We start from the raw sequence: 21,205 nt of genomic DNA on the forward strand, positions 1-21,205 counted from the left end.
TATGCTGCAATCGTTAATAGATTGGGCTATCCGCAACCGCTTTCTGGTGTTGCTGGCCTTGATTGTTGTTTTGGTGGTGGGGGTGTTTGCCCTGCCAAAGCTTAATCTGGATGCCTTTCCCGATGTGACCAATGTGCAAGTCACTGTCAATACCGAGGCCGAGGGACTGGCGGCCGAAGAGGTGGAAAAACTCATCTCTTATCCGGTGGAGTCCAGCATGTACTCACTGCCTGCGGTGACAGAAGTACGTTCACTCTCCCGTACCGGGCTTTCCATAGTGACTGTGGTGTTTGAGGAAGGCACAGATATCTATTTTGCTCGTCAGCAGGTGTTTGAACAGCTGGCTGCCGCCAAGGAGATGATCCCGGACGGAGTCGGAGTGCCGGAAATCGGCCCCAACACCTCGGGTCTTGGGCAGATTTATCAATACATTCTGCGAGCCGAGCCGGATAGCAATATCGGCGCCGATGAGCTGCGTAGTCTCAACGATTATCTGGTGAAGTTGCTGCTGATGCCGGTTGGCGGCGTGACCGATGTGCTCTCTTTTGGTGGTGATGTGCGTCAGTATCAGGTCAGGGTCGATCCCAATCGACTGTTGGCCTATGGCCTGTCGATGTCACAGCTGGAGCAGGCGCTGAATGCCAACAACCGCAATGCCGGAGGTTGGTTTATGCCCAATGGTCAGGAGCAACTCGTGGTGCGCGGCTATGGTCTGTTGCCTGCGGGTCAGGCCGGGCTGGATGCCATAGGCCGCATTCCGGTGAGCGAATACCAAGGCACGCCGGTCACAGTTGCTGACTTGGCGGAAGTGGGCTTTGGCAGTGAAATCCGGGTTGGTGCCGTCACCATGACCCGTCGGGACGACAATGGTGAAGCCAAGGCCTTGGGCGAAGTGGTTGCCGGGGTGGTGCTCAAAAGAATGGGCGCCAACACCAAGGCGACTATCGATGATATCGCCGAGCGCGAACAGTTGATCAGCCAGGCGCTGCCCGAGGGAGTCACCTTCGAGGTGTTCTACGATCAGTCAGACTTGGTGACCAAGGCGGTGACCACAGTGCGTGATGCCCTGTTGCTGGCCTTTCTGTTTATCGTGGTGATCCTGGCACTGTTCCTGGTCAACGTACGGGCCACCTTGCTGGTTCTGTTGTCGATTCCTGTCTCCATTTTGCTGGCATTGCTGGTGATGAGCTATCTGGGAATGTCGGCCAACCTGATGTCGCTCGGTGGTTTGGCGATCGCCATAGGTATGCTGGTGGATGGTTCTGTGGTGATGGTGGAGAACATCTTCAAACATCTGAGTGAGCCGGATAGGCGCCATCAAGACCAAGCGCGGCAGCGCAGCGATGGCGAGGCTGACCCTTATCATGGTGAGGAAGATTATCACAGAGGTTCGATTGCCATGCGGGTATGGCAGGCCGCCAAAGAGGTGTGCAGCCCGGTGTTCTTTGCCACGGCTATCATCATAGTGGTGTTTGCGCCACTGTTTGCCCTGCAAGGGGTCGAAGGCAAGCTGTTTCAGCCCATGGCGGTGAGCATCATCCTCGCGATGATCTCGGCGCTGTTGGTGGCACTGCTGGTGGTGCCGGCGCTGGCCGTTTATCTGTTCCGCAAGGGGGTAACTTTCCGGCAAAGCCCAGTATTGGCACCGCTTGAGCGGGCCTACCGCCCGCTGCTGCAAAAGGTATTGACCTCGCCTGGCAAGGTGGGGCTGGTGGCGGTAGTCATGCTAGGCATGAGCCTGTCGCTGTTGCCAAGGTTGGGCACGGAATTTGTACCTGAACTGGAGGAGGGCACCATCAACTTGCGGGTCACCCTGGCCCCCACTGCGAGCCTGGAGACTTCTCTGGATGTGGCGCCCAAACTTGAGGCCCTACTGCTGGAGTTCCCTGAGGTGGAGTATGCCCTGTCACGCATAGGGGCACCTGAGCTGGGCGGTGACCCTGAGCCTGTGAGCAATATTGAAATCTATATCGGTCTCAAACCTTTGGATGAGTGGACTTCGGCCGAAAACCGCGCCGAACTGCAACGCTTGATGGAGCAGAAACTCAGTGTCTTCCCCGGATTATTGCTGACCTTTTCCCAACCGATCGCGACCCGGGTCGATGAACTCCTGTCCGGGGTCAAGGCACAGTTGGCCATCAAGCTGTTTGGCCCGGATCTCGATGTGCTGGCAGAAAAAGGCGAGCAACTGTCGAAACTGGTGGCCCAGGTGCCCGGCGCCGTGGATGTGTCTCTTGAGCAGATCACCGGCGAGGCGCAATTGGTGGTGCGGCCCAACAATGCAATGCTGGGACGTTACGGCATCAGTGTCGATGAGGTGATGTCGCTGGTGAGCACAGGCATAGGCGGCAGCAGCGCTGGTCAGGTGATCGACGGCAACGCCCGTTACGATATCAACCTGCGTCTGGCCAGCCGTTTCCGCCAGAGCCCGGATGCGATAGCCGATCTGCGTCTGGTGGCCGCCAATGGGGCGCAGGTGCGTTTGGGCGAAGTGGCCGATGTCAGCATAGAGATGGCGCCGCCCAATATCCGCCGTGACGATGTGCAGCGGCGAGTCGTGGTGCAGGCCAACGTCTCCGGCCGGGACATGGGCTCCGTGGTGCAGGATATCTACAACCTGGTGCCCGAAGCCCAACTGCCGCCGGGCTATACCGTGATGGTGGGCGGTCAGTATGAGAACCAGCAGCGGGCCCAACAAAGGCTGAGTATGGTGGTGCCAATCTCTGTGGCACTGATCGCCTTGCTGCTTTACTTCTCCTTTGGCTCTATCAAGCAGGTGGCGCTGATCATGGCCAATGTACCATTGGCACTGATAGGTGGTGTGTTGGCGCTCTGGCTCAGTGGTACCTATCTGTCTGTGCCCAGCTCCATCGGCTTTATTACTCTGTTTGGGGTGGCGGTGCTTAATGGCGTGGTGCTGGTGGATTCAATCAACCAGCGCCGCAACAGCGGCGAGTCGTTGGATCAGGCGGTGTTTGAAGGTACGGTCGGCCGTTTGCGCCCTGTGTTGATGACGGCGCTGACTTCGGCGCTGGGGCTGATCCCCATCTTGATGTCAACCGGTGCCGGCAGTGAGATCCAAAAGCCGCTGGCCGTGGTGGTGATAGGCGGCCTGCTGAGCTCAACCGCATTGACTCTCCTGGTATTGCCGACCCTGTATCGAGCCCTGTATCTCAAGAGCGACAAGGAGCTGGAAACCTTGGATTGATGGGAAGATGACGCGACCTAAGTGGAAGATGAGAGCCGCTTTGGGTTATGGCCGGACTGCCTACCTGGCCTGCGTCTAAGGCCTGCCGCTTTGCGGTAGGCCTGGGCAGGGATGCCCGTTTTTAAAGGAAAAATACGTTGGGGAACCGCTTGGGGCCGAGGCTTTGAGCATCAATGACAGGGTTCAGCTCTCATCGGCGCCGAGCATACGCTGCAGCAGTTGGCTTAGCCTGGTTATTGTCTCTTGGGGGGTGGCATGGCCGCAGGCCACGGCATTGGCGACTTCATTGATGGCGCCATGGATGGCCCAGCACAGCAGCTTGCTTTGTGGAGCAGGCTGCTTGAGGTAATCGGCAAAGAGTTCGCTGTAGAAATCGGTGAAGAAGTCGCGAATATCTGTGGTGATGTTCTGATACTCAGGATAGCCACGCAGCGCCGCAACTATCGCCTCATATTCGGGGCCGCAGCGTACGGCGCAGTCCAGATAGGCGCGGCAGACCAAGGTGCAAAGCTCTGCCAGCGAAGCTTTTTGCTCCGCTGCGGCTTGTTTCACCGCCTTGACAAATTGGCTGTCGTAGTGGCGGTACATCTGTGCCAATAATCCTTGTCGGGTGGTGAAGTGGCGATAGGTCAAAGGTTTGGTCACTCCGGCTCTTTGAGCCAGGGTGTTCAAGGTCAGCGCATCGGTACCGGCTTCGCGGACAATCTCGCAGGCAACTTCGAGCAGTTGTTCACGGCGCTGATCTTTGAGCATTCTCTTCTTCACGTATTCCCCATAGATAGCTGATTGAATTTAAATTGAAAAAGCGGCAATGCATCGCATTGTCGCTTCTCTTTTGTCACTCAGTATAGGGTTGCAGTGGAACCTTTGGAAAGTCGATTTTCGGCTGCACTGTGTTGTTGACCCAGTTGCTGAAGTTATTCAGACCACTCCAGGCGCAGACCTGCATCACCTTGGCCTCACTGATCCCGGCATCCAGACAGGCCTCTAGCAAGGAGTCCGGCAGTTTGCCTCTGTGTTGCAGCAGCGCCAGGGCGACATCCAGCAGCAGCTGATCTTCGCTGTTATCGGCCTTGCCCTGCTGCGCCTTGATACAGGCATCGGGACTGAGTCCGGCACGTTTCCCGGAAAAGCTATGGCCGCTGACACAGTATTCGCAGCCATTATAGTTGGCAACCGCCAGGGAGATCATCTCCCGCTGGGTCAGGCTCAGCAGGCTGTGCTCTTCCAGATTGGCCTCAAACTCCAGATAGCCCTTCATGACCGCGCCATTTATGCCCAGTGTATAGGGTCTAGTTAAATGAACAATGAACAAGGATCCGGGATCAAGTGGGAAGTCGCTGGATCAAATGGGATCGCAATGTGGTTGGAAGCCAGATGTGGCAAGGGGCTTTGAGTTTGTGATGACTCTGGCCCCTTACTCATTTGGTGAGCTTGTCAGTTTTACCTAATTTGAGCAATCCTATCTGATGTCGCTGGTTTGGCCTAGTAAAGTGAGCACTGAACAAAGCCAATGAAAGCTGCTTTAAAAAACCTTTAAACCTTTAAATCAATCGCCGATGTCTTTGGCAATGTGAACCACCTGACCTACTACCTCGAACTGATGCTGATCTTGCTTGGTGATATCGAGCGGACTATAGAAAGCGTTGTCACTTATCAGGCGCCAGGTACCAAGCATGCTTTGGTACCGCTTCACGAACAGCTCATCACCGTTCCTGAATATATAGATGTGGCCATCGGCCGGTTTGTTGCGGCCAAGGTGAACTACCAGTGTGTCGTTATTGCTGATAGTCGGCTCCATGCTGTCGCCTTTGGCCCATACGATCGCCAGGTCTTTTTCATTGAAGCCTCTGAACTTCAACCATTTACGCCTGAACGCCAAATGCCTTACAGGGTCTCTTTGGTCTGGATTCAGTGAACCATTACCAGCCGACACCTGAATTCTATATCCGGGTATCAAAGCGAACTCATCTAAGAAGTCACTAACCATAGGCACTGCGCTGTAAACCTTTGGCGCTTCACCTATGCAATCAATATCATCGCCTAGCAGGCTTCTCTGGGTATCAGCTGGGAACAGGCTGATATGATATTCCATCGCCTTGGTGCCTTTTCTCTTGCGTGCCAGGTGTTCTTTACCTGCCGCCAATTCCTTCAAATGATCTCTTGTCCATCTATCGGATGTTGGAAAACTTCCGTGCCCTGCCACTTCGGATGCAATAAACCACATCGTCCGTTTCTCATTGGAGGTAACGGATCTTGCATCCGTTTCCTGCTCTTCAGGATCCGTTCCGCTTAAGATGCTGTTTACTAAGTCTTTATTCATATTTAAATCCATGCTTTAAAAATACACAAACGGATGCAAAGGAAAAATATTCATCCGTTGATATTGACCGTTAAGTCCGTTTGATCAATTATTGAGTTACTAAGTGGAGCAACACACTGGAGTAACCAAGATGAATAACGAGAGAGTGTCTCAAAAAATTTCAAATGAGGGAAGCGATTGGCATCGTGCCGACATCGTTGCTGCTTTAAAAAAGCGCGGATTGTCCGTTCGTCAGTTATCAAGGGACGCTGGCCTCGGCGAAAACACTCTTGCAAATGCGCTTCGTTCACCATGGCCGAAAGGGGAGCGGATTATTGCCAAGGCATTGGATCTGCAACCCGATGAAATATGGCCAAGCCGTTACCGTTCACTGCGAGCAGCTAGCTAAGGAGTCTCAATATGTGGCTAATAGCAAGCGAACTCGCGGGCGTGGTTGGGTTACCTGGCTCAGAAAGAAATGTCAGAGAGCAATTGAAACGGCTGGCTGAGTCAAAGCCTCACCTGTCAAGAAAGAGACAAGGGACAAAAGGGATTGAATATCACATCAGCCTTTTGCCTCCTGCCACTCAAACCGCCATCTACAAAAGAGAAGGCAAAATAAAAGTCGGCGATCAGGTTCTGGATCTGCCGAAGAAGAAAAGCCAACAACATGCATATTGCAGCGAAGCATTGTGGGGCCGTTGGAACCAAGCCAGCAATACAGCACGCGACAAAGCACAGCACGCCCTGACCGCAGTTAAAGCCGTGTTTGCCCTGCGCAATAACGGCATACAGATGATGGATGCCTATGAGTCAGTAAGTGAAGAATACGGCATTGCCGTCAGTACTCTGCGGCGCCACTGCGCCAAAGTGAAAGGCATTGAAGAAGCAGACTGGGCACCGGCCTTGCTGCCGCGCCACTTTGAAGTTGCCGACAGCAAGAAAAAGAACCAGTTCGCCTACGTCACCCCTGCCGCCTGGGAGTTTTTCAAAGCCGACTACCTGCGGCTTGAACAACCGAATATGACTGTATGTTACGAGCGCCTGAAAGATGCCGCCACGCACAACGGCTGGGAGATACCAAGTTTAAAAAGCCTCAGCCGTCGTCTTGACCACGAAGTTACCGCACAACAAAAAGTGTTGCTGCGCGAAGGCGAGCACGCACTGCACCAACTGTACCCACCACAGGAACGCACGGTTGAAGGCCTGCACGCCCTTGAATGGATCAACGGTGACGGCTACCAGCACAACGTATTTGTTAAGTGGTTCAACGGCGAAATCCTGCGTCCGAAAACCTGGTTCTGGCAAGACATCTACAGCCGAAAAATTGTGGGCTGGCGTTGTGACATCAGCGAGAACACCGACAGCATCCGCCTGTCGTTGATGGACGTATGCAAGAAGTACGGTATCCCGAAAGAGATCACCATAGATAACACCCGCGCCGCTGCCAACAAATGGATGACCGGCGGGGTACCAAACCGCTACCGCTTTAAAGTGAAGGAAGATGACCCGCTGGGCATTATCCCCATGCTGGGGATCAAGCTGCATTGGTCTAGCGTAATCCTGGGCAAAGGCCACGGCCAAGCCAAACCGATAGAACGTGCCTTCGGTGTCGGCGGGCTTGAGGAATACATAGACAAGAAGCCACTGTGTGAGGGTGGCTACACAGGCCCCAACCCAATGGCCAAGCCAGAAAACTATGGCAGCAGAGAGATTGACGTCGAAGACTTCCTTAAAGCCATAGCCAAAGGCGTTGAAATGTACAACGCCAAAGCAGGCCGCAATACCGAAATCTGTAAAGGCTTTATGTCGTTCAACCAAGCCTTTGACGCCAGCTACCAGAACGCTGCCATTCGCAAAGCCACCACCGCCCAACTGCAACTGATGATGCTGCAAGCCGAAGCGGTGCGGGTATCCAAGCATGGCACCATAGTGCTGGAGTCCGGCGGCAGCTTGCGTGGCCGCAAGAACCGCTACTTCAACGAAATGCTGATGAACTATGTCGGCCAAAAGCTAGTTGCACGATTCGACCCACAAGCCCTGCACGAATCAGTTGAAATATACGCCCTCAATGGCGTGCACCTTTGCACTGCCGATTGCCTTGAAAAGGTGGGCTTTGGCGATACCCAAGCCGCCCGCGAACACAAGCGCAAACGTACCCAGTTTACCAAAGCCAACAAGCTGGCCGCTCAGGCACAGATCAGTGTCGATTCAATGGAGCTGGCCGCCATGATGGCGCCGGTAGAAGAAGAGGTTATCCCCGAAACCAAAGTGGTCACCATGGCCCGCCCTGCAGCCATAGGCAATACGGCCACCGCCGTGGCCTATGAGGAAGAAACCGACATAGACCACAAAGCCAAGTGCGAAATCAACTTCAGTGAAAGCGTGGCCTACCTGCGTGAACTGAAACAAAAGAACCGCCTTTAAACCCACTGTAAAAGAGGATTGATTATGGAAAACGTAGTGAGCCTGGCGAAGGCAGAAACCAGCAAAACAGATGTACTGATGCGCGTAAGCAGCTTGATTGAATCAAAGCGGGTTACCTCTTCACAAATTGCCCAGGAGATAAGCGTATCGCCCTCCACCCTGAGCCAGATATTGAACGACCAATACAAGGCCAACCCGGCAAAGATTATTGAAAAGCTCGGCAACTGGTTACGTATGCGTGACCAGCGCGACGCCAACCCCAGCGTAGACCCAGGCTTTGTGATGACTCAAACCGCCAAGCAGATTATGGACGACCTCAGCTACGCGCAAATCACCGAGTCGATTGTGGTGTTGTATGGCGCATCCGGTGTGGGAAAAAGCAAAACCCTGGATGAGTACCAGCGCACCAATAACAACGTGTGGAAGGTTACCGCCAGCCCCAGCCGTTCAACCCTTACCGAATGCTTGTACGAAATAGCCATGGAACTTGGCATGGACCAAGCACCGCGCACCAAGGGCCCACTGTCCCGCGTTATCCGCCAGCGCCTGAAAGGCAGCGAAGGCCTGGTGATTGTAGATGAAGCCGACCACCTGGATTACCCAACGTTGGAAGAGCTACGCATTTTGCAGGAAGAAACCGGCATTGGTATGGCACTGGTAGGTAACAACAAGGTTTACACCCAGTTGACCGGCGGCCGCCGCAATGAAGACTTTGCCCGCCTGTTTTCGCGCATTGCCAAAAAGCGCGGCATTCACAAAACCAAGCAGGCTGATGTCAAGTCTGTGGCCGCCGCCTGGAACATTGCCGGCGAGACGGAAGTTAACTTGATGATTCAAATCAGCGAGCGCCCCGGCGGCCTGCGTCTGCTGAGTAAAACACTCAAGTTGGCGGCGATGTTTGCCAAGCGTGGCGCCATTACCGAGAAGCTGCTGCGCACTGCGTTCGCAGAACTCGAAACCAATGAGTGAGGTGGATATGGAATTTCATATGTCAGAGCTGAATCGCCAGCACCCAATCGTGTTAGCAGCATATGCGATGGTTAAAGCCCACTCGCAATTTCCAATGATGAATGAGGCTGTGGAAGAAGTTTTGGAATTGTTTCCGGCCCTATCAGAGGAACAGGCAAGAGTGATGTGGAGCCAAGGACAAGGAGTGAGGTAGGTAATGGAATACCTAAACGTACAGATATGTGACGGCAGCGTCACCCAGGCTAAGCGCCTAATCACGGGCAATGATGGCAAACAATACGTTTTTAATCGGCCTGTAAACCGGCTTTATGGCGACCTGTGTTTGGACGACCTGAGCCAAAGCGAAATCGTAATCGCTCCCGGGCTTATCTACCAATCAATCAGCAAGTGAGGTGTGGCATGAAAACCAAACAGGAAAGACAAGCATTGTCTCTTACTGCCGTAGGCCGGTTGCAGATGGCCGGTTGCACTGTGGTCGCTATCAACGACAACCAGCCAACGCCGGTTATTGATATCGAAAAGCCCAAGTTCGACATGCGCAACAAAACCACATTAAAGCTGCGCAGTAAGGCCACCCGCATTACCCAGGTTCACCGGGGTGTAGACAGCAAGATTTGTGTTGCCAAGTTCAACGGCTGCCTGGTGCGCTGGGTAGATGATGAACTGCCACTGATTGCCGAGATATGCCAAACCCTTAACCCCTATTCACCTGAGTTAATCAGCGTGTGGCCACGTAATTTCTAAGGAGCAATACCATGAATGCTACCGATAATTTTAACAACCAATTTGAAGTCGTATCACCTGCCGGTTTTCGCAAAAACGCCCAGGGGCATCTGGTGCCTGAAAGCCAAATCAAAGAGATAGACAAACTGCGCGATGAGGTGGTGATGTCCATCGTCATGTTCGCCGAAGATTTGCAGGCAAAGATGAGCCTATTCAAGGCCAACTCTATGGCTCAGGTAGCCGACTTTGTGGACGTATCAGCCGCCGAGCACGATGTGAAATACGGCGGTGCCAAAGGCAACGTCACCCTGATTTCGTTCGACGGCAAATACAAGGTGACACGCTCAATTGGCGAGCACCGTATTTTTGATGAACGGATACAAGCAGCCAAAGCCAAGATTGATGAATGCATCAAACGCTGGAGCGTGGGTTCAAACGACCACATCAAAGCGCTGGTTAACTCGGCATTCCGCGTGGATAAGCAGGGCAATATCGACGTTAACCAAGTGCTGAGCCTACGCCAACTCAACATCACGGATCCTGACTGGCGCCAAGCAATGGATGCCATTGGTGACTCCATTAAGGTGACTGGTACCACGCCTTACCTGCGCGTATACGAACGCCAGGATGATGGCGCCTATAAACAGATTTCTCTCGATATCGCCAAGCTGTAGCGAGGCGATGATGCCATTGCTACTGCATACCCGATACGGAGAAATCAATGTCAGTCGTCATGCAGTGGACAGATGGCGCCAGCGAACCGGGCGCAACTTGCCGCAATTGGTTGAGGCGGTAGCAACTGCCAGCCGCCCAACCAAGCAGCAACTGCGCCTACTTCATCATCCAGAACCGCAACATAGTGACTGTGTACGACAAGCAAAAACGGAGTCAATACGATGACCGCTGAACTGAAAAAGCTGTTTCTCTGCGCCCTCAGCCGCCGCGAGATAGAACATGAAATCAGCATGGCTGAAACCATGATTGAAATTGAGGGCAGCTGTTTCCCGGATTGCACCTTTGAAGACGGCTACATAGCTGCACTGAACTATGTGCTTGGCCGCCAGGGTTCGAACGTGCGTGAAGAATATGAGCAATTGATAAGTGAACGCCATGACGCTGAAACGGAAACGGCATAAGGAACTTATCGCCTACATCGCGCAGCACAACCGCTGCACCCAGGCAGACGCCGAAGCCTGGGCCGACAACAACCTTGGTAACTGGCGCCAGCGGCGAGCCCAAAGAGTGAAAAAAGTAACTGTCCAGGACAGTAACGAAAAGGAGTGGGACGATGAGTAAAGCAATCAGCAAAGAGCTATGGCAAGACATTGAAACCGAAATGACGGCAATGTTTGTCAACATCACCTTTACCTACAAAGGTCATGAATTATCTGTTCGCCGCGAGCGTTCTGGCGAATCAAAAACTGTGCTGACGGTTTATATCGATGGGTTTATCAAGGGTGTTTGGATAGGAATTAAACAAGACCTTACAAACGATGCACCTTCGATAATTCCAGAAGTATGGTGCCAAAGAAGCAAGGCCATTTATACGGCAAAGCAAATTGCTCAAATCGAAAAGATCTGGGGGAAACGGGAAGCGAAGAAACAACATCCACGAATGCACGAAAAGCTTGTTTGGCATGAACCATTTTTTCCCAAAGCCTCCGTTCTGTGCCGTCAGTTCAAGAAGCTGGATGGGCTGGAGCTAACCAAAGCCGCCTGCATGCAGTGCAGCACCCCAACAGGATGAACCCACACCAAAGCGAAACAGCAAGGCCTTGCGCCTTGTCTGTCTGCCCGGTGTGGTTGCCGGGCACTGATGAGCAGCCGAAAAGAGGTAAACCATGATGAAAACCTTAGAGAAACAAGCAATGAGTTTAATCTGCACCAGTGTGATAGATGCGGAAACGAGCATGAAGAATATGCTTCAACGCGATCCGGGCAAGGCTAGACAAGTGGCTGAGATCATGCTGGCTAAGCTGCAGGGTGCAGAAGGTCAGAAGACCCGGATTGCCCTGGTTAACCGGGTTATTAAGCAAGCCAGCAAACACTAGCTCAAGCGTGAATGCCAGGGGGGATTATGTTTGGTGAATACACACCCATTATGAATCAGATGCTGATGCAGCGCAGGCTGGCCAATGGCAAAGCAATCATAGACGACGAGGTTGGATTGCAGAAGCTGTGCCCCCGCTGCAAAGAGTACTGGCCCCAGGATACGCTTTTCTGGTCGCCATCTGCCAGAGAACCTGACGGCCTGCAGTGCAGATGTAAGGCGTGTCAGGCTGAGCATCGTAATGAACGCAACTTAAGCAACAACAGCCGCAGCGCGGCATAGGTGATTGAAGATGAATGAACAAATTGACGAACTGAAATCTCAGATAGAGGTTTTACGTGAGGCTTTGGATGCACTTTATACATTGGCAAACCTGCACACAGGTGAATTCGCTTCAAAGGTTGCAAAAACAAGTGATGAAGCATTATTAAAAACTGGTTATGAATCTCTTGTAGAAATCAAAAAACGTATTGTTGTTGAATTGCTGCCTGAAATTAAACAAAGACCTAGAAAGGATTGGACTAAAAGCCGGTGGGCTGAACATGTCGGTGGCCGATTCCATAATGATGACCCATTGAATTATTATGAATTTGGTTCGATGTTTGCAGTTTCATCATTGATAGACCAGGTACATATGGACGGACAAAAATCCGGTTGGAACCAATGCATATTGACTATCAAAGAAAGTGCTGGAGTTTGAACTATGTCAAACCTACTTAAACTGGTTCAAATCGGTAAGCGTGAACTGCATCTGGATGATGACATGTACCGCAACTTGCTTGAAAAGGTTACCGGCAAGCGCAGTGCCAAGGAGCTTGATGAGGTGCAGCTCAAAGCGGTAATTGCTGAAATGAAAGCCCAGGGCTTCAAGCCAAAGAGCAAGCGCCGGGATCGTGCGCCTGAAGTTGCCAAGATACGCGCCATTTGGTTGACCATGTTTGCCCAGGGGTTTGTCCGCAGCAATACCGAGGTGGCGCTTAATACCTATGTTAAACGCATGACCAAGACAGACAACGGCCAAGGGGTGGACCGGGTAAACTGGCTGCGCTCAGAACATGCGGCGCAGGTTCTTGAAGCGTTGAAGAAGTGGCACTACCGTTGTATGGTTGATGCCATTGTTGCGAGCGGTGGTCGCGTTCCACCAAACGATAAACTCACAGCACCAGCAGGATACGATATGTTGGCTGGGCATTATGAGGAGTTTTACAGTGGGAAAAGATAATATCAATGTTGGCGGGAAACTATGGGATTTTGTTGGAGCCAACGGCGGTGAACGCAAAGGTTTTGAGGGTGATACTACTAAATTCTTATTGATAGGTGGATTAGTAGATGGCGACCACTTTTCACATCCTGCTTGTATTGAACCACCAGAGTATTATGAGGTGGAAAATATAACGGAAGGTGTGAGAGTAATATATCGCAGACGCACCGTTGTAACAGGGAAAGGATTTCCGTTTTTTGTGTATGTCGATGAATCTATGAGTGAAGATGAATTTTCAAAAGAAGTTTATAAGCTGTTCTCTTTGACATCATTAACTCCATGACCAGTAGAGCCCCCATGCCTTATACTGAAAACACCTCGCTATGCGGGGTGTTTTTTCATCTTGATAGAGTGACCGGGGGCGACCATGACCGCTGCAAACAAACCAAGTGCTGCAAGCAATGACAACAGTGATCTCTTTGGCTATGACAATGTTAGCCTGGAAGATATTGAACGCATAGCCGATGGTGAAGACTCACAGCGCTGGCCCGAAGCGATGCGGCAAATCTATGCCATGTTCAAGCATGAGTTGGAGCAGCATGGTGCCGACAGTAAAATTGCCATCCCTATGCTTAACCGCATCTGCCGCGAGTTCGGCGGCGTGCAGTTGTATCTGCCAAGGGGTCGGCAACTGGAAGCTGAGATAATGAACCTGTCGATATGGCATGAGTTTACCGGCGACAACGTAGAAGCTCTGTCGCGCAAGTACGATAAATCAATGCAGCATATCTATCGGGTAATTGCTAAGATGCGCAAACGCGAAGTGAAGAACCGACAACCGGATTTGTTTTAAGGGACGAGTATGAAAAAGTTACTTTTATTGGCTGCTATTTTTTCAGTAAACGTTTCGGCTGCAAAGATTGATGACTTGATCCAATCTTTCGAAATGTCTAATGTATATGCGGCTGACTGGTACAAGAAAGGCAATAGCCATATTGCTGAATCAAGTAATCAATATCGCGATATCAAAATAAACCTGACTGATACGAAAGGCGCAATAACGGTGGTACTGGCGCCAACCCAACAATTAGATGTCATTTCGATAATGCCATGTTATAAACTCACCGCGTTTATTGATTACAATAAGGCACAAACATGGAATGACCCTGAAACAGCTGACGAAAAAATTATCAGAAGTGTATTCAGTGAACATTTAAAAGATGGCGAAGCAAAAGAGGCTGTGCTTAACGGATGGAAGCTCAGGATGTTAAGGCTTTCAAACAAGTTCAGCTGCGAAGTTTCCAGGCAATAGAATCCAGCAATAGCAAAAATCCACATTAATTAATCCATTCTCTCTATAAAAAGCACAATCGAATTAAGATACTTAATCTGGTTGTGCTTTCATGTTTTCAGACTTCCCGTTTTCAACCAAAGGCTACACGCCTGAATTTTGCCATGCCGTTTACTTCATTCTGAAAATGGAAGGCGGCTTGCGTGCCGATGGTGGCTATGTCAACGACCCCAAGGATCCAGGCGGAGAAACCAAGTTCGGTATCAGCAAACGCGCCTTCCCCAACATAGATATCGCCGCGCTTACCATTGATGCCGCCGTGCGCATTTACCACAGGAACTATTGGCTGGCTGCTCATTGTAATGACTGGTCAGCCCCGGTGGCGTTATACATGCTCGACAGTGCCGTGCAGCATGGGGCTGTTACCGCCATCCGAATGCTGCAGGAAATATGCGGCAGCAAAGCAGACGGAAAGGTTGGGCCCAATACCCGCAAGGCGGTAAATGGCTGCGACGTTGAATACCTTTGCGCCCGCTATGGCCTGCGCCGTGCCAGGCTGTATGCACGTATTATAAAGAAAAACCACACTCAGGTGCGCTTCATTGAGGGCTGGCATAACCGCTTGGTGCATCTAACCGATGCCGCGTGGGAGATGCAGTAATGGGCAAAAACTGGGACTACTCAAAAGTCAGGGGGCGCGAGCTGCGCCTTGATGCTGAACTGAAAGCCTATCAAACCGGCGCTGCTGTTCCTGCTGTCGCGCCGTTCTTCAGCCACTGCGGCACCATGCAATCATTCTTCAACAGAGGCTGGCATGGCGTGAGTCAGTGCGACATCCGTGTGCATATAGACCAAGCCACAGCAAACAAACCTAACGCGCCCAGTGGCGCCGACAAACTTTCAAAAATCAGGAGTATAAGACAATGTCACTCTCTCTAATACTGGGTGCGGCCAAGCTGGCAATGGAAGTTGGACCTGCTGCCATAAGGGGTATTTCTTCTATGTTCGGTGGCAGTGAAACCGCCAACAAAGTGGCCGACATGGTAGAACAGGTGGATGGTGCCCTGGGTGTCACCGCCAGCCAGAAGGAAGCAGCACTTGCCCGTGAACTGCAAAAGATGCCGCCGGAGGCGCTGGTTGATTTGGAACGGCTCAAGGTGGAAATGGAGCGTGAAATTACCCGCCGCCAGGAGCTGACATTTAAAGATGCCCAGTCTCAACATCTGCAAACTCAAGAGACCATTCGCGCCGGCGACAAAGCCGAGGATCCCTACATACGCAAAACCCGCCCGCTGATGGCACGGCAGTCAATGTGGGCCACCATATTCTACTGCTTTGTAATGGAAGGCCTGGCCGCATTCAACTACGGCAGCGGTATTGATGTGGCGGTAGCCGCCATGTTGTCTACCCCGGCATGGGCTTACCTTGGTCTGCGCACGCTGGACGGTTTTGCCCCGCACCCCAAAGGCAGCGGTGCCAAGATGACCAATGCATTATTAAACGTGGTTAAGGGCCGTCAATGACAGGATCTTCTATGACAGAGTTGGTTGACCAGGCGCAGGACGCAGAGCAGAAGTTCCGCGAGCAGGCAATCGCCAGGCAGTTGTCACGTGATGTTGAAACGCCGGACATTGACGAGGATGGCAACCGCTGGTGCCTGGATTGTGGTGACCAGATAGCAGCAGAGCGCCTTGCTGTAAATAACAGCGCAGTACGTTGCGTGCCATGTCAAGCAGCCAGGGAGCCACGTTGATGGATATATGGTTTAAAACCTATTGGCCCATGGTGTGGGCAGGGTTAAGCACCATTGGCATGTTGGTTCTGGCGCTGCTTTCAAAAACCTATGCCAAGCGCGACGACCTGGAAAAGATAGATAAAAAGGTGGATGAGCTGAGCGCCAGGGTAGACAGCCTGCCTACCCAGAAGCAGCTTACGGAACTGATGGTGGAAATGGCCGAAACCCGGGGCGAAATGAAAGAGCTCAGGGCGCAGATAAAACCGGTTGAACACTTGGCTCAACTGCTGTTGGAACAACGTTTGAAGGACGATAAGTAGAGGATCATATGTCATTTAAAACACTGCTAATTGAAGATCAGCGCTTGGTGATCCTGCGCTCTCTGCGCGAAATGCACGGTTATGAGGCCAACGAGTCGATTATCGATTCTTGCCTGGATGCCTACGGGCATAACATTAGCCGCGACAATGTACGCAATCACCTGGCCTGGCTTGAGGAACAGGGGCTTATCACCTTGCGCAATATCCAGGATTGCCAAATCGCCAGGCTCACTGGCCGTGGTGAAGATGTTGCCACTGGCCAAGCAACCGTGCCAGGTGTTAAGCGCCCTCGGGCTTAAGGGGTCATCATGCAAGTAGCCAGTAACCGCAAAAGCAAAATCCAACTGCTGCCCGAGGAGATACGTTCATCGCTGAATGTGCTCATTCGCAGTGGCGACATGACGCAGGAAGATATCCGCGATGCCGTCAATCAGATGATTGAAGAAGCGGGCTTGCCAGCTGATGCAAAGATAAGTCGCTCAAGCTTTAACCGCTACGCAAAACGCATGGAAGACATGGGCCAACGCCTGCGGCAGTCGCGTGAAGTGGCCGAAGTCTGGATAAGCAAACTCGGCCAGGCTCCCACGTCAGACGTGGGCAAGCTGCTGCAGGAGTTCGTGCGCACCATGGCCTTTGAAACTTCGATGAAGATGATGGAAGCCGCAGAAGGTGAAGAAGGCGAAGTGATATCGCCCAAGGCACTGGGGCAACTGGCCCTGGTTGTACAGCGTATTGAACAGGCATCGATGTCGAGCCTTAAGGTGGAGAAAGAGATCCGCAGTGCCTTTGCGGTAGAGGCTGCGGATAAAGCCGAGAAGGTAGCCAAAACAGCAGGCCTCACCAAGGACGCGGTAGATCTGCTCAAGCGCGAAATCTTGGGGATTGCATAATGAGCATTAAACAAAAGCTAGTGGGCGCGGCAGTTGGAGCTGCTTTAGCGGTAGGTGCATCAGCCAGCACCTTCGATCCAGCCTATGAGGCACAGGTACTCAGTCGCTTCGATCCCAAAGAGGTTTTACTCGGCTATCAAAAAGATTGGGTTGCTGATGAATCACCACTTAAGATTGCTGAAAAATCCCGCCGAACTGGGCTGACATGGGCAGAGGCTTGTGATGCCGCATTAACGGCAAGCACTGCGCGTGGCGAAGGCGGTACCAACCATTTCTATGTTGGATCCAACAAAGAGATGGCGAGGGAGTTTATTGACGCGGCGGCCATGTGGGCCAAGGTATTCAATAAAGCGGCTGGTGAGATCCAGGAAGAATTATTCATTGACGATGGTCAGGACGGCAAAGAGATCCTGACCTTCGCCATTTACTTTGCCTCGGGTTATAAGATTCAGGCGCTATCAAGCAACCCGTCAAACCTACGGGGTATGCAAGGTAACGTCACTATCGATGAGGCGGCATTTCACGAAAAGCTAGCTGAAGTACTTAAGGCCGCAAACGCACTCACCATGTGGGGCGCAAAGGTGCGGCTAATCTCCACACACAACGGTGATGAGAATCTTTTTAACACCCTGATTAATGATTCCCGCGCCGGCAAAAAAGATTACTCAATCCACCGTATCACCTTAGATGATGCCTGCCATGACGGCTTATATAAGCGTATCTGTCAGGTGCGCGGTAAAGAGTGGAGCCAAGAGGCTGAGGATGAATGGAAGGCTGGATTACTCAGGGCTACCGCCACCGAAGAAGACGCCCTGGAAGAATACTACTGCGTACCCAAGAACGGCGGCGGTGCTTACATTAGCCGTGGACTGCGTGAACGAGCGGCGATCCTCAATGGGCCAGTGCTGCGTTTTACCGGTTCGACCAGTTTCAACGAGGCCAGCGAGCATGCCCGTATAGGTGAAATGCACGAGTGGCTTGAGCAACATGTTCTGCCTGAGCTTAAAAAACTCCCCACTAATTTGCGCCACGCCCTAGGAGAAGACTTTGCTCGTACGGGTGACTTAACCGTATTTGCACCAGTGACCGTTGAAGACGACACCAAGCGCACGGTACCGTTTTTGGTTGAGCTGAAAAACGTTCCATTCAAGCAGCAAGAGCAAGCGCTGTATTACATCTGCGATAGGTTGCCAAGGCGCGATGGTATTTACCTCGATGCCCGCGGCAATGGTCAGTACCTGGCCGAGCAGGCTCGTTATAAATACGGCGCTGATGTGGTTGAGGTCATGCTGTCGGTGGCATTCTATCGCGAGAACATGCCACGATTTAAAGCACTGTTTGAAGACAACGAGATCTCGCTGCCAAAGCATGAAGATGTGATCACCGACCTGGGGCAAATACAACTCTATCGCGGCGTTCCTGGTATCGACGATAGCCGTACCACTGGCAGCGACGGTAACAAGCGTCACGGTGATAGTGCCGTGGCTATCTTCTTGGGGATACTGGCATCGAAGGCTGATATCACCCGCTACGAACTGCACACCATCAAAGCTGATGCCGATGAAACCCATCGCCGTTTTTTTGGTACCGCTCAGGAAAACAACCGATTCGATGATATGCCGCAGCATGACTTGCGCGGCAGAGGTATAAGACTATGACGCAAATTTTGGACGCACGCGGCAACCCAATTAAAGCCGACAAAGAAGTGCTCAGTGATGATATCGCCCGTGCATATACCACGGGCGTTCGTAACCCAAGGCCTGCCAGTGTTGCCTCAACTATCACCCCGCAACGGCTGGCGGGGATCCTGCGCAGTGTGATTGACGGCAACGACCCAGAGGCGTACATGACTCTGGCCGAAGAAATGGAAGAACGTGATCTGCATTACGCCGCGCAGCTGCGCACCCGCAAGCTAGCAGTGGCAGCAATCGAACCTTCGGTAGAAGCCTACAGCGAAGACCCACAAGATGTGCTGATGGCTGAGCGCGTTCGTGAATTGATGACCGATGACATGATCCCCGAACTCTTCTTCGACCTGCTCGATGGCTTGGGCAAGGGGCTGGCCGTGGTGCAGATACTGTGGAACACCCGCGCCATGCCGTGGAAACCGGACGATTACAAATGGGTGGACCCACGCTATCTGCGCCAAGATGAAGAAACCCTGGAACAGATACTGCTGATATCGGAAGACGCACCACAGGGGGCAGCACTTGAGCCATATAAATTTATGGTGCACACCCCTCGTTCAAAAAGCGGCAGCGTCTGGCGCAATGGCTTGGCGAGGCTGGTTGCCGTGATGTACATGCTCAAGTCGTTCACTGTGCGCGATTGGTGGGCCTTTGCCGAAGTATTCGGTATCCCGGTGCGCGTGGGTAAATACGGTGCCAATGCCAGCGAGGACGATATCAAAACCCTGGTCAACGCCATTGGCCGTATCGCCTCTGACGCCGGCGCGGTGATCCCCGAGTCGATGAAGATAGACTTGATTGAAACCGCCAAAGGCAACGGCGGTAACACCCTGTTTGAGAACATGGCGCGCTGGTGTGATGAGCAGATATCAAAAGCCGTGCTTGGCCAAACCATGACAGCGGATGATGGCAGTTCGCAGTCTCAGGCCAATGTGCACAATGATGTGCGTATCGATATTGCCAAGTGGGATGCGCGGCAACTGGCTGCATGCGTCAATGAGTACCTGGTGAAGCCCTTCATCATTTTGAACTGGGGCGTACAACCGCATTACCCCAAAGTGCGCATAGATGTGCCAGAGCCGGAAGATTTAAAGATGCTGGTTGATAGCATTACGCCATTGATTGATCGCGGCCTGCGGGTATCGGCGGCGGCTATGCGCGATAAGTTCTCTCTGGTAGAACCTGAAGATGATGAAGAGGTACTGGCTCCAAGCACAATGGTTGGCATGAATAGTATCGACCAATCGCTTGGCATGAACTCTCGCCTGCAGGGAATTGGTCACAACCACATGCTGGCAATTAACCGGGTACGCAACACACCGGAAGCCGAAATTGACAACATGACCAACGAGGCCATGGGCGACTGGGTGGAAATGGCTGACGAGTTTATGAACCCGATCCTGAAACTTGCCAATGACTCTGACAGCTATGAGCAGTTCCTGGCGGCGTTACCTCAGCTGCAGGAGCAGCTCGGCGCGGAGCAGTTCGTGGAACAGATGGCGCAGTATATGTTCCAGGCCAGGGGAATGGGAGACGCCACCGATGCCTGAGAACATCGTACCCAAGGAGGCCTTGGATTGGTTCAAGCGCAAGGGCATTGAACCTGGCTTTGATTACCGCGATGTGTGGAAGCAGGAACACAACAACGCATTTACTGTAGCCAAGATGCTGAACTCAGATCTATTGGTTGACGTTAAGCAGCTGGTTGAGCAGGCCATAGAAGAGGGCCAAACCTTTGCGCAGTTCAAAAGCGTACTCAAACCCTTGCTTGTAAAATCAGGTTGGTGGGGGGTGCAATTGATGGATGACCCGTTAACCGGTGAAACAAAGCCGGTGCAACTGGGCAGTGAAGGCCGTTTGAAAACCATCTATCGCACCAACATGCGCACCGCCAGAGCCGCAGGCCAGTGGGAACGTATAGAGCGCACCAAACGTGCCATGCCGTATTTACTGTATCAGTTGGGGCCATCGCGGGAGCACCGGCTTGAACACGTGAAATGGAATAACACCCTATTGCCCGCTGACCATCCCTGGTGGCAAGTGCATATGCCACCCAATGGCTGGGGCTGCCAGTGCTGGATACGTCAGGTTTCAAACTACGAAGCCCAGCAGTTGATTGCCGCAGGCAAAGTCAGTACCGAGTCACCAGCCAGCCAAGACAAGCGTTGGGTTAACAAGCGAACCGGTGAAGTTGAAACCCTGCCGGAAGGCATTGAACCAGGCTGGAACTATAACCCTGGGCAAAGGCGAGAAAATGCACTGGCAAATGACCTGGCCGAAAAAGAGCAGCGAATGCGCCAAACGCTCTCAGAATGACGCTAACAGCATACGAGCTACAAAGTTACTCAGAAAAAAGTTTAAACGCTTGTGAGTTGATTTAAACGGTGTTTAAACATGGTTG

31 protein-coding genes and 1 other RNA gene are annotated in these 21,205 nt (G+C 52.3%); 29 read left to right on the forward strand and 3 right to left on the reverse strand.

All coding sequences use genetic code 11. The annotated features are described in order from the left end of the window. The first annotated feature begins 1 nt into the window (after nt 1). On the forward strand, nt 2-3,208 hold the full coding sequence (locus K5621_RS02290; RefSeq protein ID WP_221050314.1) for an efflux RND transporter permease subunit: 3,207 nt from the start codon (nt 2-4) through the stop codon (nt 3,206-3,208). A 183-nt stretch (nt 3,209-3,391) separates the two neighbouring features. Here the strand turns inward: K5621_RS02290 and K5621_RS02295 are convergent, their stop codons facing one another. The 3 genes from K5621_RS02295 to K5621_RS19980 form a co-directional block, all read right to left on the reverse strand. Then, complete coding sequence (locus K5621_RS02295; protein WP_221050315.1) at nt 3,392-3,973, reverse strand: TetR/AcrR family transcriptional regulator; 582 nt, start codon at nt 3,971-3,973, stop codon at nt 3,392-3,394. 73 nt (nt 3,974-4,046) lie between these two features. After that, nucleotides 4,047-4,469 (reverse strand): carboxymuconolactone decarboxylase family protein, encoded by a 423-nt coding sequence (locus K5621_RS02300; protein ID WP_221050316.1) that lies wholly within the window; start codon nt 4,467-4,469, stop codon nt 4,047-4,049. Between the two features lie 288 nt (nt 4,470-4,757). Then, a complete protein-coding gene (locus tag K5621_RS19980) occupies nt 4,758-5,531 on the reverse strand; it encodes a S24 family peptidase (RefSeq protein WP_245003125.1) in 774 nt (257 codons plus the stop codon). Nucleotides 5,532-5,661: 130 nt separating this feature from the next. Between K5621_RS19980 and K5621_RS02310 the strand changes: the two genes are divergently transcribed. The 28 genes from K5621_RS02310 (at nt 5,662) to K5621_RS02445 (ending at nt 21,120) form a co-directional block, all read left to right on the forward strand. Further along, nucleotides 5,662-5,919 carry a helix-turn-helix domain-containing protein gene (locus K5621_RS02310; protein WP_221050317.1) on the forward strand — a complete coding sequence of 86 codons (258 nt, stop codon included), beginning with the start codon at nt 5,662-5,664 and terminating at the stop codon, nt 5,917-5,919. 11 nt (nt 5,920-5,930) lie between these two features. Next, a complete protein-coding gene (locus tag K5621_RS02315) occupies nt 5,931-7,937 on the forward strand; it encodes a transposase domain-containing protein (protein WP_221050318.1) in 2,007 nt (668 codons plus the stop codon). Nucleotides 7,938-7,961: 24 nt separating this feature from the next. Further along, a complete protein-coding gene (locus K5621_RS02320; protein WP_221050319.1) occupies nt 7,962-8,906 on the forward strand; it encodes an AAA family ATPase in 945 nt (314 codons plus the stop codon). A 19-nt stretch (nt 8,907-8,925) separates the two neighbouring features. Next, a complete protein-coding gene (locus K5621_RS02325; RefSeq protein ID WP_221050320.1) occupies nt 8,926-9,099 on the forward strand; it encodes a hypothetical protein in 174 nt (57 codons plus the stop codon). Nucleotides 9,100-9,102: 3 nt separating this feature from the next. After that, nucleotides 9,103-9,297 (forward strand): hypothetical protein, encoded by a 195-nt coding sequence (locus K5621_RS02330; protein WP_221050321.1) that lies wholly within the window; start codon nt 9,103-9,105, stop codon nt 9,295-9,297. An 8-nt stretch (nt 9,298-9,305) separates the two neighbouring features. Further along, complete coding sequence (locus K5621_RS02335; protein ID WP_221050322.1) at nt 9,306-9,650, forward strand: hypothetical protein; 345 nt, start codon at nt 9,306-9,308, stop codon at nt 9,648-9,650. 11 nt (nt 9,651-9,661) lie between these two features. Beyond that, a complete protein-coding gene (locus K5621_RS02340) occupies nt 9,662-10,303 on the forward strand; it encodes a DUF3164 family protein (protein WP_208180684.1) in 642 nt (213 codons plus the stop codon). Nucleotides 10,304-10,525: 222 nt separating this feature from the next. Then, nucleotides 10,526-10,765: a hypothetical protein gene (locus K5621_RS02345; protein ID WP_144361155.1), complete on the forward strand. Its 240-nt coding sequence runs from the start codon at nt 10,526-10,528 to the stop codon at nt 10,763-10,765. Beyond that, nucleotides 10,740-10,925, forward strand: coding sequence for a hypothetical protein (locus K5621_RS02350; protein WP_208193576.1), 186 nt, complete (start codon nt 10,740-10,742; stop codon nt 10,923-10,925). The genes K5621_RS02345 and K5621_RS02350 overlap by 26 nt, the downstream gene beginning before the upstream one ends. Beyond that, entirely contained in the window at nt 10,918-11,376 is a 459-nt protein-coding gene (locus K5621_RS02355; protein WP_221050323.1) for a hypothetical protein, read from the forward strand. The genes K5621_RS02350 and K5621_RS02355 overlap by 8 nt, the downstream gene beginning before the upstream one ends. A gap of 10 nt (nt 11,377-11,386) precedes the next feature. After that, nucleotides 11,387-11,459: hammerhead ribozyme type II (locus K5621_RS02360), an RNA gene on the forward strand. Between the two features lie 11 nt (nt 11,460-11,470). Continuing rightward, nucleotides 11,471-11,680: a hypothetical protein gene (locus tag K5621_RS02365; protein ID WP_221050324.1), complete on the forward strand. Its 210-nt coding sequence runs from the start codon at nt 11,471-11,473 to the stop codon at nt 11,678-11,680. A gap of 26 nt (nt 11,681-11,706) precedes the next feature. After that, nucleotides 11,707-11,961, forward strand: a complete 255-nt coding sequence (locus tag K5621_RS02370; RefSeq protein ID WP_144361159.1) for a hypothetical protein — start codon at nt 11,707-11,709, stop codon at nt 11,959-11,961. Nucleotides 11,962-11,971: 10 nt separating this feature from the next. Then, nucleotides 11,972-12,379 carry a hypothetical protein gene (locus K5621_RS02375; protein WP_221050325.1) on the forward strand — a complete coding sequence of 136 codons (408 nt, stop codon included), beginning with the start codon at nt 11,972-11,974 and terminating at the stop codon, nt 12,377-12,379. A gap of 3 nt (nt 12,380-12,382) precedes the next feature. Then, entirely contained in the window at nt 12,383-12,901 is a 519-nt protein-coding gene (locus K5621_RS02380) for a gp16 family protein (protein WP_221050326.1), read from the forward strand. Then, nucleotides 12,888-13,223: a hypothetical protein gene (locus K5621_RS02385; RefSeq protein ID WP_221050327.1), complete on the forward strand. Its 336-nt coding sequence runs from the start codon at nt 12,888-12,890 to the stop codon at nt 13,221-13,223. Before K5621_RS02380 ends, K5621_RS02385 begins: the two co-directional genes overlap by 14 nt. Before the next feature lie 84 nt (nt 13,224-13,307). Then, entirely contained in the window at nt 13,308-13,733 is a 426-nt protein-coding gene (locus K5621_RS02390; protein WP_144361161.1) for a Mor transcription activator family protein, read from the forward strand. 9 nt (nt 13,734-13,742) lie between these two features. Then, on the forward strand, nt 13,743-14,192 hold the full coding sequence (locus tag K5621_RS02395; protein WP_221050328.1) for a hypothetical protein: 450 nt from the start codon (nt 13,743-13,745) through the stop codon (nt 14,190-14,192). Between the two features lie 91 nt (nt 14,193-14,283). After that, on the forward strand, nt 14,284-14,832 hold the full coding sequence (locus tag K5621_RS02400; protein ID WP_221050329.1) for a glycoside hydrolase family 108 protein: 549 nt from the start codon (nt 14,284-14,286) through the stop codon (nt 14,830-14,832). Then, the gene (locus tag K5621_RS02405) at nt 14,832-15,110 is read left to right on the forward strand and encodes a hypothetical protein (RefSeq protein WP_144361164.1); all 279 of its coding nucleotides are present in this window, start codon (nt 14,832-14,834) and stop codon (nt 15,108-15,110) included. The genes K5621_RS02400 and K5621_RS02405 overlap by 1 nt, the downstream gene beginning before the upstream one ends. Continuing rightward, nucleotides 15,095-15,694, forward strand: a complete 600-nt coding sequence (locus K5621_RS02410; protein ID WP_221050330.1) for a hypothetical protein — start codon at nt 15,095-15,097, stop codon at nt 15,692-15,694. Before K5621_RS02405 ends, K5621_RS02410 begins: the two co-directional genes overlap by 16 nt. An 11-nt stretch (nt 15,695-15,705) precedes the next feature. Then, entirely contained in the window at nt 15,706-15,924 is a 219-nt protein-coding gene (locus tag K5621_RS02415) for a TraR/DksA C4-type zinc finger protein (protein ID WP_208180673.1), read from the forward strand. Then, nucleotides 15,924-16,226: a DUF2730 family protein gene (locus K5621_RS02420; protein WP_144361166.1), complete on the forward strand. Its 303-nt coding sequence runs from the start codon at nt 15,924-15,926 to the stop codon at nt 16,224-16,226. Before K5621_RS02415 ends, K5621_RS02420 begins: the two co-directional genes overlap by 1 nt. 8 nt (nt 16,227-16,234) lie before the next feature. Further along, nucleotides 16,235-16,525 (forward strand): VpaChn25_0724 family phage protein, encoded by a 291-nt coding sequence (locus K5621_RS02425; RefSeq protein WP_144361167.1) that lies wholly within the window; start codon nt 16,235-16,237, stop codon nt 16,523-16,525. 9 nt (nt 16,526-16,534) lie between these two features. Then, nucleotides 16,535-17,116, forward strand: a complete 582-nt coding sequence (locus tag K5621_RS02430; RefSeq protein ID WP_221050331.1) for a DUF3486 family protein — start codon at nt 16,535-16,537, stop codon at nt 17,114-17,116. After that, on the forward strand, nt 17,116-18,774 hold the full coding sequence (locus K5621_RS02435) for a terminase large subunit domain-containing protein (protein WP_221050332.1): 1,659 nt from the start codon (nt 17,116-17,118) through the stop codon (nt 18,772-18,774). Before K5621_RS02430 ends, K5621_RS02435 begins: the two co-directional genes overlap by 1 nt. Then, nucleotides 18,771-20,354, forward strand: coding sequence for a DUF935 domain-containing protein (locus tag K5621_RS02440; RefSeq protein WP_221050333.1), 1,584 nt, complete (start codon nt 18,771-18,773; stop codon nt 20,352-20,354). The genes K5621_RS02435 and K5621_RS02440 overlap by 4 nt, the downstream gene beginning before the upstream one ends. Then, on the forward strand, nt 20,347-21,120 hold the full coding sequence (locus K5621_RS02445; RefSeq protein ID WP_221050334.1) for a phage head morphogenesis protein: 774 nt from the start codon (nt 20,347-20,349) through the stop codon (nt 21,118-21,120). Before K5621_RS02440 ends, K5621_RS02445 begins: the two co-directional genes overlap by 8 nt. Nucleotides 21,121-21,205: the final 85 nt, after the last annotated feature.

This window comes from Shewanella carassii, assembly GCF_019670705.1.
Lineage (GTDB): Bacteria > Pseudomonadota > Gammaproteobacteria > Enterobacterales > Shewanellaceae > Shewanella > Shewanella carassii.

Bases quoted from the DNA above. Each gene is read 5' to 3' on its own strand.
- K5621_RS02290 (WP_221050314.1), top strand. From the start codon at position 2: ATGCTGCAATCGTTAATAGATTGGGCTATCCGCAACCGCTTTCTGGTG.
- K5621_RS02300 (WP_221050316.1), bottom strand. From the start codon at position 4,469: ATGAAGGGCTATCTGGAGTTTGAGGCCAATCTGGAAGAGCACAGCCTG.
- K5621_RS19980 (WP_245003125.1), bottom strand. From the start codon at position 5,531: ATGAATAAAGACTTAGTAAACAGCATCTTAAGCGGAACGGATCCTGAA.
- K5621_RS02310 (WP_221050317.1), top strand. From the start codon at position 5,662: ATGAATAACGAGAGAGTGTCTCAAAAAATTTCAAATGAGGGAAGCGAT.
- K5621_RS02315 (WP_221050318.1), top strand. From the start codon at position 5,931: ATGTGGCTAATAGCAAGCGAACTCGCGGGCGTGGTTGGGTTACCTGGC.
- K5621_RS02320 (WP_221050319.1), top strand. From the start codon at position 7,962: ATGGAAAACGTAGTGAGCCTGGCGAAGGCAGAAACCAGCAAAACAGAT.
- K5621_RS02325 (WP_221050320.1), top strand. From the start codon at position 8,926: ATGTCAGAGCTGAATCGCCAGCACCCAATCGTGTTAGCAGCATATGCG.
- K5621_RS02330 (WP_221050321.1), top strand. From the start codon at position 9,103: ATGGAATACCTAAACGTACAGATATGTGACGGCAGCGTCACCCAGGCT.
- K5621_RS02335 (WP_221050322.1), top strand. From the start codon at position 9,306: ATGAAAACCAAACAGGAAAGACAAGCATTGTCTCTTACTGCCGTAGGC.
- K5621_RS02340 (WP_208180684.1), top strand. From the start codon at position 9,662: ATGAATGCTACCGATAATTTTAACAACCAATTTGAAGTCGTATCACCT.
- K5621_RS02345 (WP_144361155.1), top strand. From the start codon at position 10,526: ATGACCGCTGAACTGAAAAAGCTGTTTCTCTGCGCCCTCAGCCGCCGC.
- K5621_RS02350 (WP_208193576.1), top strand. From the start codon at position 10,740: ATGACGCTGAAACGGAAACGGCATAAGGAACTTATCGCCTACATCGCG.
- K5621_RS02355 (WP_221050323.1), top strand. From the start codon at position 10,918: ATGAGTAAAGCAATCAGCAAAGAGCTATGGCAAGACATTGAAACCGAA.
- K5621_RS02365 (WP_221050324.1), top strand. From the start codon at position 11,471: ATGATGAAAACCTTAGAGAAACAAGCAATGAGTTTAATCTGCACCAGT.
- K5621_RS02370 (WP_144361159.1), top strand. From the start codon at position 11,707: ATGTTTGGTGAATACACACCCATTATGAATCAGATGCTGATGCAGCGC.
- K5621_RS02375 (WP_221050325.1), top strand. From the start codon at position 11,972: ATGAATGAACAAATTGACGAACTGAAATCTCAGATAGAGGTTTTACGT.
- K5621_RS02380 (WP_221050326.1), top strand. From the start codon at position 12,383: ATGTCAAACCTACTTAAACTGGTTCAAATCGGTAAGCGTGAACTGCAT.
- K5621_RS02390 (WP_144361161.1), top strand. From the start codon at position 13,308: ATGACCGCTGCAAACAAACCAAGTGCTGCAAGCAATGACAACAGTGAT.
- K5621_RS02395 (WP_221050328.1), top strand. From the start codon at position 13,743: ATGAAAAAGTTACTTTTATTGGCTGCTATTTTTTCAGTAAACGTTTCG.
- K5621_RS02400 (WP_221050329.1), top strand. From the start codon at position 14,284: ATGTTTTCAGACTTCCCGTTTTCAACCAAAGGCTACACGCCTGAATTT.
- K5621_RS02405 (WP_144361164.1), top strand. From the start codon at position 14,832: ATGGGCAAAAACTGGGACTACTCAAAAGTCAGGGGGCGCGAGCTGCGC.
- K5621_RS02410 (WP_221050330.1), top strand. From the start codon at position 15,095: ATGTCACTCTCTCTAATACTGGGTGCGGCCAAGCTGGCAATGGAAGTT.
- K5621_RS02415 (WP_208180673.1), top strand. From the start codon at position 15,706: ATGACAGAGTTGGTTGACCAGGCGCAGGACGCAGAGCAGAAGTTCCGC.
- K5621_RS02420 (WP_144361166.1), top strand. From the start codon at position 15,924: ATGGATATATGGTTTAAAACCTATTGGCCCATGGTGTGGGCAGGGTTA.
- K5621_RS02425 (WP_144361167.1), top strand. From the start codon at position 16,235: ATGTCATTTAAAACACTGCTAATTGAAGATCAGCGCTTGGTGATCCTG.
- K5621_RS02430 (WP_221050331.1), top strand. From the start codon at position 16,535: ATGCAAGTAGCCAGTAACCGCAAAAGCAAAATCCAACTGCTGCCCGAG.
- K5621_RS02435 (WP_221050332.1), top strand. From the start codon at position 17,116: ATGAGCATTAAACAAAAGCTAGTGGGCGCGGCAGTTGGAGCTGCTTTA.
- K5621_RS02440 (WP_221050333.1), top strand. From the start codon at position 18,771: ATGACGCAAATTTTGGACGCACGCGGCAACCCAATTAAAGCCGACAAA.
- K5621_RS02445 (WP_221050334.1), top strand. From the start codon at position 20,347: ATGCCTGAGAACATCGTACCCAAGGAGGCCTTGGATTGGTTCAAGCGC.